Source organism: Polaromonas sp. P5_D5 (assembly GCF_054049435.1).
In genome coordinates, this window is record NZ_JBFUMJ010000003.1 from 575,997 (window position 1) to 588,656 (window position 12,660).

Annotated in this window: 10 protein-coding genes; 3 read left to right on the forward strand and 7 right to left on the reverse strand. The window is 60.9% G+C overall.

Annotated elements, in window-relative coordinates:
- Positions 1-123: 123 nt before the first annotated feature.
- Complete coding sequence (gene fusA, locus ACXJKE_RS15520; RefSeq protein WP_457281480.1) at positions 124-2,229, forward strand: elongation factor G; 2,106 nt, start codon at positions 124-126, stop codon at positions 2,227-2,229.
- Positions 2,230-2,397: 168 nt separating this feature from the next.
- On the opposite strand, the gene ACXJKE_RS15525 is transcribed toward fusA, so the two are convergent.
- The 6 genes from ACXJKE_RS15525 to ACXJKE_RS15550 all read right to left on the reverse strand — a co-directional run bounded on the left by ACXJKE_RS15525 (position 2,398) and on the right by ACXJKE_RS15550 (position 9,991).
- The gene (locus ACXJKE_RS15525; RefSeq protein ID WP_457281481.1) at positions 2,398-4,266 is read right to left on the reverse strand and encodes a potassium transporter Kup; all 1,869 of its coding nucleotides are present in this window, start codon (positions 4,264-4,266) and stop codon (positions 2,398-2,400) included.
- 421 nt (positions 4,267-4,687) lie between these two features.
- The gene (gshA, locus tag ACXJKE_RS15530; RefSeq protein WP_457281482.1) at positions 4,688-5,983 is read right to left on the reverse strand and encodes a glutamate--cysteine ligase; all 1,296 of its coding nucleotides are present in this window, start codon (positions 5,981-5,983) and stop codon (positions 4,688-4,690) included.
- A 293-nt stretch (positions 5,984-6,276) separates the two neighbouring features.
- Complete coding sequence (locus ACXJKE_RS15535) at positions 6,277-7,020, reverse strand: FkbM family methyltransferase (protein ID WP_457281483.1); 744 nt, start codon at positions 7,018-7,020, stop codon at positions 6,277-6,279.
- An 86-nt stretch (positions 7,021-7,106) separates the two neighbouring features.
- Positions 7,107-8,429 carry a glutamate-5-semialdehyde dehydrogenase gene (locus ACXJKE_RS15540; RefSeq protein WP_457281484.1) on the reverse strand — a complete coding sequence of 441 codons (1,323 nt, stop codon included), beginning with the start codon at positions 8,427-8,429 and terminating at the stop codon, positions 7,107-7,109.
- A 44-nt stretch (positions 8,430-8,473) separates the two neighbouring features.
- On the reverse strand, positions 8,474-9,559 hold the full coding sequence (gene holA / locus ACXJKE_RS15545) for a DNA polymerase III subunit delta (RefSeq protein ID WP_457281485.1): 1,086 nt from the start codon (positions 9,557-9,559) through the stop codon (positions 8,474-8,476).
- 9 nt (positions 9,560-9,568) lie between these two features.
- On the reverse strand, positions 9,569-9,991 hold the full coding sequence (locus ACXJKE_RS15550; protein ID WP_457281486.1) for an Lrp/AsnC family transcriptional regulator: 423 nt from the start codon (positions 9,989-9,991) through the stop codon (positions 9,569-9,571).
- Between the two features lie 138 nt (positions 9,992-10,129).
- Between ACXJKE_RS15550 and ACXJKE_RS15555 the strand changes: the two genes are divergently transcribed.
- Together ACXJKE_RS15555 and rocF are read left to right on the forward strand one after the other, a co-directional pair.
- The gene (locus tag ACXJKE_RS15555; RefSeq protein WP_457281658.1) at positions 10,130-11,218 is read left to right on the forward strand and encodes an ornithine cyclodeaminase; all 1,089 of its coding nucleotides are present in this window, start codon (positions 10,130-10,132) and stop codon (positions 11,216-11,218) included.
- Entirely contained in the window at positions 11,218-12,132 is a 915-nt protein-coding gene (gene rocF, locus ACXJKE_RS15560) for an arginase (RefSeq protein WP_457281487.1), read from the forward strand. Before ACXJKE_RS15555 ends, rocF begins: the two co-directional genes overlap by 1 nt.
- Before the next feature lie 13 nt (positions 12,133-12,145).
- On the opposite strand, the gene ACXJKE_RS15565 is transcribed toward rocF, so the two are convergent.
- Complete coding sequence (locus ACXJKE_RS15565) at positions 12,146-12,652, reverse strand: LPS-assembly lipoprotein LptE (RefSeq protein WP_457281488.1); 507 nt, start codon at positions 12,650-12,652, stop codon at positions 12,146-12,148.
- Between the last annotated feature and the right edge of the window lie 8 nt (positions 12,653-12,660).

Here is a 12,660-nt window from a genome sequence, read left to right on the forward strand (position 1 = left end):
GGGCCCACACCCGACGTGGGTGCTCGGGGAAAACCGAGCAAAGACCGGCGCTTTGGCGCAAACTGGTGAACTGGCCGTGCAAACAAATCCAACAAGCGCGGACCGGCAAAAAAGGAGTTCGCCATGCCCCGCCACACCCCTATCGAGCGTTATCGCAACATTGGCATCAGCGCGCACATCGATGCCGGCAAGACCACCACGACCGAACGCATCCTGTTCTACACAGGTGTGAACTACAAGATCGGCGAAGTCCATGAAGGTACGGCCACCATGGACTGGATGGAGCAGGAGCAGGAGCGCGGCATCACCATCACCTCGGCAGCGACCACCGCCTTCTGGAAAGGCATGGCCGGCAACTACCCCGAGCACCGCATCAACATCATCGACACGCCCGGCCACGTGGACTTCACCATCGAGGTGGAGCGCTCCATGCGTGTGCTCGACGGCGCGGTGATGGTATATGACGCCGTGGGCGGCGTGCAGCCGCAGTCAGAAACCGTCTGGCGCCAGGCCAACAAATACAAGGTGCCGCGCCTGGCATTCGTCAACAAGATGGACCGGGTCGGTGCCGATTTTTTTCGCGTGCAACGCCAGATCAGCGAGCGTCTCAAAGGCGTGGCTGTGCCGGTGCAGATTCCGGTGGGCGCGGAAGACCATTTTCAAGGCGTGGTAGACCTCGTCAAGATGAAGGCCATCATCTGGGACGACACCAGCCAGGGCCTGCATTTCGAGTATGGCGACATTCCGGCAGACCTGGTGGAGACCGCCAACGAGTGGCGCACCAAGATGATTGAGGCGGCCGCTGAAGCCAATGACGAGTTGCTCAACAAGTACCTCGCGGGCGAGCCGTTGAGCGAAGACGAGATCAAACAGGGGCTGCGCCAGCGCACAGTGGCCAACGAGATCGTGCCCATGCTCTGCGGTAGCGCCTTCAAGAACAAGGGCGTGCAGGCGATGCTGGACGCGGTGATCGACTACCTGCCTTCGCCGGTGGACGTGCCCGCCATCCTGGGTCACACCGAAGACGACGGGGAAGCGGAACGCCACCCGAAAGACGATGAACCCTTCTCGGCGCTGGCTTTCAAAATCATGACCGACCCCTATGTCGGGCAGCTGATTTTCTTTCGTGTGTACTCCGGTGTGGTCAAAGCCGGAGACACGGTCTACAACCCCGTCAAGGGCAAGCGCGAGCGCCTGGGCCGCATTTTGCAGATGCATGCCAATGAGCGCAACGAGGTCAAGGAGGTGTACGCCGGCGACATCGCCGCCGCCGTGGGCCTGAAAGAAGCAACCACCGGCGACACGCTGTGCGACCCGGCCCACGTCATCATCCTGGAAAAGATGGTCTTCCCCGAGCCTGTGATTTCACAGGCCGTTGAACCCAAGACCCAGGCGGACCAGGAAAAAATGGGTATTGCGCTGCACCGCTTGGCGCAGGAGGACCCTTCGTTTCGTGTACACACCGACGAAGAGTCGGGCCAGACCATCATCTCGGGCATGGGGGAATTGCACCTGGAGATATTGGTCGACCGCATGAAGCGCGAGTTCAGCGTAGAGGCCAATGTGGGCAAACCGCAGGTGGCCTACCGTGAAACGATCCGGCAGGCGGTGAACGATGTTGAAGGCAAGTTCATCAAGCAGTCGGGCGGTCGCGGGCAGTACGGACACGCGGTACTCAACCTGGAGCCGCAGCCTTCTGGCAAGGGCTTTGAGTTCGTCGATGCCATCAAGGGCGGCGTAATTCCACGTGAATACATTCCGGCGGTCAACAAGGGCATTGTGGAAACACTCAAGGCCGGCGTGCTTGCGGGCTACCCGGTGGTCGATGTGAAGGCCACGCTGGTGTTTGGCTCCTACCATGATGTCGATTCGAACGAGAACGCGTTTCGCATGGCCGGTTCGCTCGCCTTCAAGGAAGCCATGCGCCGTGCCAAGCCGGTGCTGCTGGAGCCCGTGATGGCGGTCGAGGTTGAAATGCCCGAAGACTTCATGGGCAATGTGATGGGCGACCTCTCATCGCGGCGCGGCATGGTGCAGGGCATGGAAGACATTGCGGGCGGCGGCGGCAAGCTGGTGCGCGCCGAGGTGCCGCTGTCGGAAATGTTCGGCTACTCGACCACCTTGCGCTCACTCACGCAGGGCCGGGCTACCTACACCATGGAGTTCAGGCGCTATGCCGAAACAACCCCGGATGTATCCGCTGCCATCATGCGCGGCAAGGGCACGTAGCTCCGCGCATGAAGCTCTAACAATTTCACCAGCATGCTTTATGCGGCTTGCCCATACGGCCAGGCGCGAGCAGCTATGGATTGGCATCAACAATTCAACGCAGGCAGGAATACGCGTGCCAGATATTTAAAACGAGTCCTCTGGCAAAGCCGGAGCGGCCAGAAACCCTCAGATCTCGATCTTGCTGCCCAGTTCCACCACCGAGTTGTTTGGCAGGTTCAGGAAGTCTGCCGCACCGCTGGCGTTGTGGTGCATCTGAGCAAACAGTTTCTCGCGCCAGGGTGCCATGCCGCTGCCGATGGTCGGGATCACCGTGTCGCGCGAGAGGAAATAGCTGGTCGTCATCGACTCCAGCTCGCAGCCCCGGCCCTTGATCTGCTGCAGGGCCTTGGGCAGGTCCAGGTCGTTCTTGAAGCCGTAGTGCACGTTGACCTGCCAGCAGTCGTGACCCAGTGATTCGATCTCCAGGCGCTTGTTCATGCCGATCCAGGGGATCTCATGGTTGCGCACCGTCACGAACAGATTCTGCTCATGCAGCACCTTGTTGTGCTTGAGGTTGTGCAGCAGCGCGTTGGGCACACTGCCAGGCTCGGCTGTCAGGAATACGGCGGTGCCTTCGACACGGGCCGGCGGGCTGACGAAGACGGCGTCCAGGAAGCTCGGTAAATCGATCGCATCGGCTCGCAGCTTTTCATTGAGCAGGTGGCGGCCTTCCTTCCAGGTAATCATCAGCGTGAAGACCGCACCCCCAATCACCAGCGGGAACCAGCCGCCGGCGAACAGTTTCATGAGGTTGGAGGCGAAGAACGCGAAGTCGACGACAAAGAAGACACCGGTCGCCGCAATGCACAAACTCAGTGGGTACTTCCAGCCGTAGCGGATCACGTAAAAAGTCAGGATGGTGGTGATCAGCATGTCGGTGCATACCGCAATGCCGTACGCGGCCGCCAGGTTGCTGGACGAGCGAAACATCACCACCGCGAGCACGATGGTGATGAAGAGGCCCCAGTTGACGAAGGGCATGTAGATCTGGCCGGTGTCGCGCACGCTGGTGTGCTGGATATTGAGGCGCGGCAGGTAGCCCATCTGGATGGCCTGCTTGGTCACGCTGAAGGCGCCGGTGATCAGCGCCTGCGAGGCAATGACGGTGGCCATGGTGGCCAGGCCCACCAGCGGCAGCAGCGCCCACTCGGGCGCCATCAGGAAAAACGGGTTCTTCACTGCGGCAGGGTTGCCGATGAGCAGCGCGCCCTGGCCGAAGTAATTGAGCACCAGCGAAGGCATGACCACGGAAAACCACGCCAGGCGAATCGGTTTTTTGCCGAAGTGGCCAAGGTCGGCGTAAAGCGCCTCGGCGCCGGTTACGCACAGCACGACGGCGCCCAGAATGATGAAGGTGGTACCGGGGTTGGCCCACATGAACATCACCGCGTAGTGCGGGCTGACTGCCACCAGGATTTCGGGATGGGTCACGATCTGCGAAATGCCCAGCAACGCCAGCACGGCAAACCAGATCAGCGTGATGGGGCCGAAAAATTTGCCTATGCCCGCCGTGCCGTGCTTTTGCACCGCAAAAAGGGCAAACAAAATGACCAGGGTGATAGGGATCACGCCCTGCTTGAAGGCAGGCGAGACGACTTCCAGGCCTTCGACGGCCGACAGCACCGAAATCGCCGGCGTGATGACGCCATCGCCATAAAACAGGGAAGTGCCGAAGATGCCAACGATCAGCAAGGTCTTGCGCAGCTGGGGCTTGTCTTTCACCGCGGTGGAGGCCAGCGCCAGCATGGCGATCAGGCCGCCTTCGCCGTTGTTGTCGGCGCGCAGCACCAGCGCCACATACTTGATCGAGACAATGACGGTCAGCGTCCAGAAGAAGATGGACAGGATGCCGTAGACGTTGTCTGGGGTAAAGGGAACATGCCCGGAACCGAAAACTTCCTTGACGGCATACAGGACGCTGGTTCCGATGTCGCCGTAGACGACACCAATGGCGCCCAGGGTGAGCGCCGCGAGTGATGATTTTTTACTGGACACAAAAACTTCCCGTCTTTGCACTCGGCCCGTTCAAGCGGGTCCAAAGCGGCGGGAATGGTTACCTTTGGGAACGCTATTTTGCGCCCGGGTGCCCTGCTTGCAAGTCGGCGAACACCCCTAAATCCAACTAATCCCGATTTTGTTGCACCGCAACAACTTGTAACAAACCGGCCCCGCCGATGCCGGGGAAGCCAGCGCAGGCAGGTGAATTCTGGGCGCTACTTTTTTAATAGCTGCTTGCGCACGGCCTGCTTGGGCCAGACGCCTAAAAGACTCCTAATTCGAGCCGCCGCGGACACATAAGCTCCCTGACTTTCGAAAGCGGCCGCGGGCAGGCCGGCTTTGCCGGATGCCTTGCGGCGTCCCCTGCAAGGGGAAACGGCACTACACAAAGCGTAGCGAAGTGAGAACGATAGGGGTGTTAGTCGTAAACCTCGGCGTCCGGGTCGGTGGCTTCGAGTTCATAACTCGCAGCAAGCATCGCCAGTCGGGCGATCACGCCATACATATAGAAGCGGTTGGGGCTGCTGGAGCCGGGCTTCTCGCCGGGCTGCGGCAGGCGGCCGCTGTCGGCAAAGGCCAGCGGCACAAAGCTGGCGCCGGGCGCATTGAGGTTTTCGTCCACACCGCGCTCCGCATGCACGCGGTAAAAGCCGCCCACCACGTAGCGGTCCATCATGTAGACCACGGGCTCGGCCACGGCGTCGTTGACGCGCTCGTTGGTCAGCACGCCTTCCTGGATGATCACTTCGGACAGCGGCTGGCCGTCTTTTGTCGTGCTCATCTTGTTTTTCGTCTTGCGGTTCAGCGCGTCCAGGTCTTTCACGTCGCGCACCGTCATGATGCCCATGCCGTAGGTGCCGTTGTCCGCCTTGACGACGACAAAAGGCTTTTCGTTGATGCCGTATTCCTTGTACTTGCGCTTGATTTTGGTGAGCAGCGCATCGACGTTGGTGGTCAGGCAGTCCATGCCGGTTTCTTCGGCAAAGTTGACTTCACCGCACTGGGCGTACATGGGGTTGATAAGCCAGGGGTCTATGCCCAGCAGCTTGCCGAAACGCTTGGAAACTTCTTCGTAGGCCTTGAAGTGCCGCGACTTGCGGCGCACCGACCAGCCGGCATGCAGCGGCGGCAACAGGTACTGCTCGTTGAGGTCTTCCAGGATGCCGGGGATGCCGGCCGACAGGTCATTGTTCAGCAAAATGGTGCAGGGGTCGAAGTCTTTCAGGCCCAAGCGGCGGTCGGTCCGGATCAGCGGCTCGATCGTGATGGTCTCTCCGGTCGGCAGGTTCAGCGTGGTGGGCTCCTTGATGTCGGAGCTCAGCGAGCCGAAACGCACATTGAGGCCGGCCTGGTGAAAAATGCGCTTGAGCTGCAGCACGTTGGACAGGTAAAAGCTGTTGCGCGTGTGGTTCTCGGGCACGACCAGCAGGTTGCGCGCCTCGGGGCAGATTTTTTCGATCGCGGCCATGGCGGCCTGCACCGCCAGCGGCAGCATTTCGGGCGTCAGGTTGTTCCAGCCGCCGGGGTAGAGGTTGGTGTCAACCGGGGCGAGCTTGAAGCCGGCGTTGCGGATGTCGACCGAGCTGTAAAACGGCGGCGTGTGCTCCATCCACTCCAGCCGGAACCAGCGCTCAATCGCCGGCGTGGAGTCCAGGACCCGTTGTTCGAGTTCGTTGATAGGGCCGTTCAGGGCGGTGATGAGGTGCGGAACCATGCGGCCACTTTCTGCTGCGGGATGTTGTTGTCAATAGTCTGCCGGGGCTCAAAAGTCGTCGTCTGCAAATCAGCTGCAGCGGTATTTTTTTCGCCGCTTTCTTGACCCATGTGCAGAGATGGGCCTGCAAAATCGTCAAAAATTGTCCTCGCCAAGGGTCGATTTTCGCTTTTAAGACCTGAACCCGGCAGGCCCGTGTTCGGTTATATCTGACCGGATTCTAGGGATATTGGGACGGGCCGGCGGGTTACAAGGCGTGACTGGAACCTTCAAAACAGAAAAATCCACCCAGGTCAGGAGGTCGAATCCAGACGGGCCAAGGCGGGATCTGTCAAATGGAGCGCGATGATGTTGACGCCCATAGGGCGGGTCGTGTAGCCATAACGCTCCAGAAGTTGCGTCAAGTCCGAGCGATTGGTCTTGATGACTTCGATCACCATCATGGGTTTGTGCTTTTGCAAGGCCTGCAGTGCCCCCGTCAACGCTTCGATCTCCATGCCTTCAATGTCAAGCTTGATGAAGTCAAGGCGTGGCAAATCAAGGCCGTCAATAGTCATCATCCGTACTTTTTTGCCAGCAGCTTCGGAATAATCTATGTCCTGGCCGATGAACTCGTTCTGGCTCTTCTTGCGAAGTTCAAGTGACCCAAAACTGGAAGGCTGGCTGTAATCCAGCATAGGCACAGTGATGCTGCCTTCCTGCGATCCTAAAGCCGCGTAATGGGCGTTGGCGTTAAAGCAGTTGTTCAGGGCGATATTTCCGGCGAGTGCATAAAACACCCGCTCCTGCGCTTCGAATGCAACTACTTTGCCCCATCCCTGCATGTGCCGGGCCCATTCGAGGGTGTGCACGCCAATATTGGCTCCCCCATCGATCGCTACGAGACCATCCCCGAAGAATTCGTGTCGCATGTCCAGCAACTGAAGCACGTCATCAACTTCAGCAGGATCAAAGGAGGCATATTCAAGCACCTGGTGGCCGACACCGTACCTGCCTTCAGGGGTATCCTGGTAATCATTGCGATTGACGATCATCATCCCGTGGTGAGACGCTGCCAGTACAAACGGCAATGGGCGGCGCGTAAGTATCATGAATACAGATTCCTATTTGTCAGGTTAACGAATCAGATCCTGACTTCGCCCTGCCCCAGTACCACGTACTTAAGGGAAGTGAGCCCCTCAATCCCGACCGGCCCGCGCGCATGGAATTTGTCGGTGCTGATGCCAATTTCGGCACCCAGCCCAAACTCGAATCCATCGGCGAAGCGGGTGCTCGCATTCACCATGACGCTGGCCGAATCCACCTCGCGCAAAAAGCGCTGGGCATTGATGTGGTCGCGCGTGAGAATAGCGTCGGTGTGGTGGCTGGAGTACTGGTTGATGTGGGCGATTGCTTCATCAATGCCCGCCACCACCTTGATGCTGATGATGGGCGCGAGGTACTCCTCGTACCAGTCCTGCTCAGTGGCAGCTTTGAGGTTGGCGCCTTTAATGCTAGCCAGAATGGCCTGCGATTCGGCATCGCAGCGCATTTCAACGCCCTTGGCGGCGTAGATGGCGCCGATTTTGGGCAGAAACTGCGCCGCCACGCCGCGCGCGACCAGCAAACCTTCGCTGGCATTGCAGGGGCTGTATTTTTGGGTTTTGGCGTTGTCGGCCACTTTCACCGCCATCTCGATGTCGCAAGGGTCGTCGACATACACATGGCAGTTGCCGTCCAGATGCTTGATGACCGGCACCTTGGCATCGCGGCTGATGCGCTCGATCAAACCTTTGCCGCCGCGCGGGATGATCACGTCCACATACTGCGGCATGGCGATCAAATGGCCCACGGCTTCGCGGTCAGTGGTGGGCACCAGCTGCACGGCATCGGCGGGCAGGCCGGCGGCCACCAGCGCCTGCTGCACCAGCGCAGCCAGCGCCTTGTTCGATTCAATCGCTTCGGAGCCGCCGCGCAAAATACAGGCGTTGCCGCTCTTGATCGCCAGTGACGCGGCTTCAATCGTCACATTGGGACGGCTCTCGTAAATCATGCCGAACACGCCAATCGGTACGCGCATCTGCCCCACGCGAATCCCGCTGGGCTGCTCCTTCATGCCGACGATGTCGCCAATCACGTCGGGCATCACAGCCAATTGCTCGCAGCCAACCGCCACGGTCTCGATGATTTTGGGGGTGAGCTTGAGGCGGTCCAGCATGGGCCCGGCCAGGCCAGAGGCCGTGGCGCGCTCGATATCGCGCTGGTTGGCGGCTTCCAGCGCCGCCAGGTTCTGACGCAGCAGGGCGGCCAGATTCAGGAGTGCTCTGTTTTTTATAGCTGCTTGCGCGCGTGCTACCTGGGCTGAAGCCACTTTTGCCTTGGATCCGAGCGCTTCCATCAGACCAGGGACATCGCCGGCGAGGTCGCTGGAAGAAGAAAGGGCTTTGTGGGAGTCAGGCGCGTTCATCGCACCATTTTAGGCTTCTCAACGCGCGCCTGGGTGCGCGGGGACTATGCCTGCCTGGGGCGGCCCTGCCCCTGCATGGCGCATTGCTCACACACCATACCGGCCAGCCGGTGCAGCGCCTGCCAGCCATCGGCTGGCCAGTCGGGCTGCTTCAGACCTTTGACAATGCCGTCAACCTTGTGTGCAGCGTGCAGCAGATTTGACAACGTGGTGTCGCCGATCTGCGGCAGCACGCGTTCAAACAACTTTTCCTTGACGCCCCAGACGCGGTTTTCGCGCAGCGCCATCGGCATGGGGCGCCCTGCTTGAATAGCGTCTTTCACGCGCTTCATGCTGCGAATGTCTTCGCTGAGCGCCCAGTGCACCAGCACTTCGGACTCCCCCTCGGACTGCAGGCCGTCGAGCATGCGCGCCACACGTACGGACTGGCCGCCCAGCACGGCCTCGGAGAGCTTGAACACGTCGTAGCGCGCCACATTGAGCACGGCGTTTTCCACCTGCTCAAAGCTCAGGGCGCTGTCGGGTTGGGCCGGGTACAGCAGTCCCAGCTTCTGGATTTCCTGGTGCGCGGCCAGCAGGTTGCCTTCCACCCGATCGGCAAAGAACTGCAGCGTGCGCTGGCCTTCTTCGCCGGCGGCCACGCGCTGGCCCTGCTGTTGCAGGCGCTGGGCAATCCACTGCGGCAGGCTGCGCCGGTCTATCGGGTCGAATTTGACGGTGACGCCGAAGCTTTCGAGCGCGCCGAACCACGCGCCCTTGGCCGTCATGCTGTCCAGCCGCGGCAGCATGACGAGGGTGAGGGTGGAGTCGTCGCCCTGTGCGCGTTCGGCGATTTGCTGCAACGCGACGGAGCCGTCTTTTCCAGGCTTGCCGCTGGGGATGCGGATCTCGACGACCTGCTTGTCGGCGAAAAGGCTGAGCGAACCGCCGCTGGCCAGCACCTCGCTCCAGTCGAAATGCGCGCCGGCCACGGTGTGCACCGTGCGCTCGGTGTAGCCCTGTTCGCGCGCCGCACCGCGCAGCGCGTCGGCAAACTCCTGCACCAGCAGCGGCTCGTCGCCGTGCAGGGTATACAGGCTTTTCAAACCGCGCTTGAGGTGTTCCTGGAGTTGGGCGGGGGCCAGATTCATGAGGGGAGTTTAAAGCTTGGTGGTCGACAGTAGCAGGCTGGTCTCGGTGTTGGCAATGCCTTCGAGCAGGCGGATACGGCTCAGCACTCGGTCAAAGGCCTCCAGGGTGTCGGCCTGCAACTCGGCCACCATGTCCCAGCGGCCGTTGGTGGTGTGCAGGGCGCTCACGGCCGGATCGCCGCGCAGGGCGGCCAGCACCGCGTCCGTGCGGTTGCCTTCGACGGCCACGGTCATGAAGGCGCGGATGCGGTGGCCCTCGGCCTGGGGTTTGAGGCGGACGGTGTAGCCGGTGATGGTGCCGTCGGCCTCCAATTTGGCCAGCCGGTTTTGCACCGTGCCGCGCGAGACGCGCAAAACCTTGGCGATGGAGGCGACCGAGGCTCGGGCGTCGTCCCGCAACAGGGAAAGGAGTTGGCGGTCGGTGTCGTCCATGGCGTCATTTTATTGTCGAATCGCCAATTTAGTCTGTTGATTTGCTCAACTAAGCCATTAATTTGATCAACTTACTGACTTTTATTTGGCACAGCCCCTGCGGACAATGGAAAACAACACAAGACCGGGAGCCCCATGATGGTTGACTACATTGGCATTGAAAGCATTCAGAAAATCGTGCGCCAGCGCGGCGCCGCCGCCTTTATTGAAGGCCTGGCCGGCGAAATAGAGCACGACTACCGGCGCTGGAACGACTTTGACAAGTCGGCGCGCCACGCCATCCACTCCCCCGACGGTGTGATTGAGCTCATGCCCACCAGCGACGGGCACCAGTACTCCTTCAAATACGTCAACGGCCATCCCAAAAACACCGAACTGGGTTTGCTGACTGTGACCGCCTTCGGCGTACTGGCTGATGTGGACACCGGCTACCCCTTGCTGCTGTCAGAGCTCACCATCACCACCGCATTGCGCACGGCAGCCATGTCGGCACTGGCCGCCAAGTGGATGGCCCGGCCCGGGAGCCGCGTGATGGCGATCATCGGCAACGGCGCGCAAAGCGACTTCCAGGCGATCGCCTTTCACCACATGCTGGGTATACGCGAGATGCGCCTGTTTGACATTGACGCGGCCGCCAGCGATAAACTGGCCCGTAACCTGCATGCGATGGGGCTGCAGGGCCTGAGCGTGACGATTTGCCAGTCCGCCGACCAAGCCGTGCAAGGAGCCGACATCGTGACCACCATCACTGCCGACAAACGCAACGCCGTCATCCTGACGCCGGAGATGATCCGGCCCGGCATGCACCTGAACGCCGTGGGCGGTGACTGCCCGGGCAAGACCGAGCTGCACGCCGACATCCTGCTGCGCAAAGATGCGCGTGTGGTGGTCGAGTTTGAACCTCAGTCGCGCATTGAGGGTGAGATCCAGCAAATGCCGGAAGACTTCAAGGTGGCGGAATTTGCCGATGTGCTCAAGGGCACTGCCCAAGGCCGCGCGTCGCCGGAAGAAGTCACCATTTTTGATTCGGTCGGTTTTGCGCTGGAGGACTATTCCGCCCTGCGCTATCTGCACAAGCTGCAACTGGCCGACGCCGCCAACCGCCGCCAGATCGACCTGGTGCCTCATCTTGACGACCCCAAAAACCTGTTCGGCCTGCTGGCATCTGCCACAGCGCCGACCGTCAAGGCGCCCCGCATTTCCCCCATCCCTGAAATGGCACGTTGATGACCAAGTCTGTTGACCTGATTGGCGCTCCCACCGACATCGGCGCGGGCAGCCGCGGCGCCTCCATGGGCCCCGAAGCCTTGCGCGTGGCGGGCATCCGCGAAGCGCTGCACGGGCGCGGGCTCGAAGTGTTCGACACCGGCAACCTGGCCGGCCCCACCAACCCATGGCTGCCGCCCGAGGAGGGCTACCGGCACCTGGACGAGGTGGTCGCCTGGAACAAGGCGGTGCACGAAGCGATGTACCAAAGCCTGGCGGACGGCCACCTGCCCATCCTGCTGGGCGGCGACCACTGCCTGGGGATTGGCTCGATCAGCGCGGTGGCGCGCCACTGCCGCGATACCGGCAAGACCTTGCGCGTGCTCTGGCTGGACGCACACACCGACTTCAACACCAACGCGCTCACGCCCACCGGCAATGTGCACGGCATGCCGGTGGCGGTGCTGTGCGGCCACGGCCCGGCAGCGCTCACCAGCATCGGCGGCTCGGTGCCTGCCATGAGCGCCAAGGCGATACGGCAAATCGGCATCCGCAGTGTGGACGAGGGCGAAAAGCGCTTTGTGCGGCAAGAGGGCCTGGAGGTGTTCGACATGCGCTACATCGACGAGATGGGCATGCGCCACACCATGGAAAAAGCGCTCTCGGGCATGGACGCCCATACCCACCTGCATGTGAGCTTTGACGTGGACTTCCTCGACCCGTCGATCGCACCAGGTGTGGACACCGCCATCAAAGGCGGCCCCACCTACCGGGAGGCGCAGCTCTGCATGGAAATGATTGCCGACACAGGCCTGCTCGGCTCACTCGACGTGATGGAGCTCAACCCGGCGCTGGATGTGCGCAACGGCACGGCCGAAGTGGCTGTGGATCTCATCGAGAGTTTATTTGGCAAAAGTACGCTGATGCGGGCCTGATGGGTTAGGGGCTTTAGAGTTCCGTCACCGCCGCCAGGCGGCGCATGATCTGCTGGACGACATCGCTTTGCATATCGCGGTACAGCAGGGCTTCTTCGGCCTCCTTTGCCAATACCGCGGACTCATTGAAGCTGATGTCGCGCTGCTGCATGATTTCAGTGTCGGGGATGAGTTCCTTGCCGGCCAGGGTACGCAGCTTGAAGCGAAAACGCAGGCGCAGCTGAAACTCGCGTACCTGGCCCGAAGCATTGCGGCTCAGGATAACTTTTTCGCGCTGATCGCCCAGTGCATCGAGGACGACTTGTGCCTCATTGATCCTGCGGCCATCCGTGATCACCTCCACTTTGCGGGTCGCCTGCAGCGAACGCCTGAGTTCCACGCCCAGCGGTGAGGTTTCAGCCAGGCCCGAATAGAGTGTGGTGAAGGCAAAGGTGGGGGCCTTGCGCAGCGCGAAGCCGCATCCGCTCAGGCTCAGGGCGGCAACAGAAGCCGACAGGAAAAAGAATGTGCGACGCTGCATGGGCTGCC

Excerpts from the sequence above, each read along its gene's own strand:
- fusA (WP_457281480.1), top strand. The coding sequence starts at position 124 with ATGCCCCGCCACACCCCTATCGAGCGTTATCGCAACATTGGCATCAGC.
- gshA (WP_457281482.1), bottom strand. The coding sequence starts at position 5,983 with ATGGTTCCGCACCTCATCACCGCCCTGAACGGCCCTATCAACGAACTC.
- ACXJKE_RS15535 (WP_457281483.1), bottom strand. The coding sequence starts at position 7,020 with ATGATGATCGTCAATCGCAATGATTACCAGGATACCCCTGAAGGCAGG.
- ACXJKE_RS15540 (WP_457281484.1), bottom strand. The coding sequence starts at position 8,429 with ATGAACGCGCCTGACTCCCACAAAGCCCTTTCTTCTTCCAGCGACCTC.
- holA (WP_457281485.1), bottom strand. The coding sequence starts at position 9,559 with ATGAATCTGGCCCCCGCCCAACTCCAGGAACACCTCAAGCGCGGTTTG.
- ACXJKE_RS15550 (WP_457281486.1), bottom strand. The coding sequence starts at position 9,991 with ATGGACGACACCGACCGCCAACTCCTTTCCCTGTTGCGGGACGACGCC.
- ACXJKE_RS15555 (WP_457281658.1), top strand. The coding sequence starts at position 10,130 with ATGGTTGACTACATTGGCATTGAAAGCATTCAGAAAATCGTGCGCCAG.
- rocF (WP_457281487.1), top strand. The coding sequence starts at position 11,218 with ATGACCAAGTCTGTTGACCTGATTGGCGCTCCCACCGACATCGGCGCG.
- ACXJKE_RS15565 (WP_457281488.1), bottom strand. The coding sequence starts at position 12,652 with ATGCAGCGTCGCACATTCTTTTTCCTGTCGGCTTCTGTTGCCGCCCTG.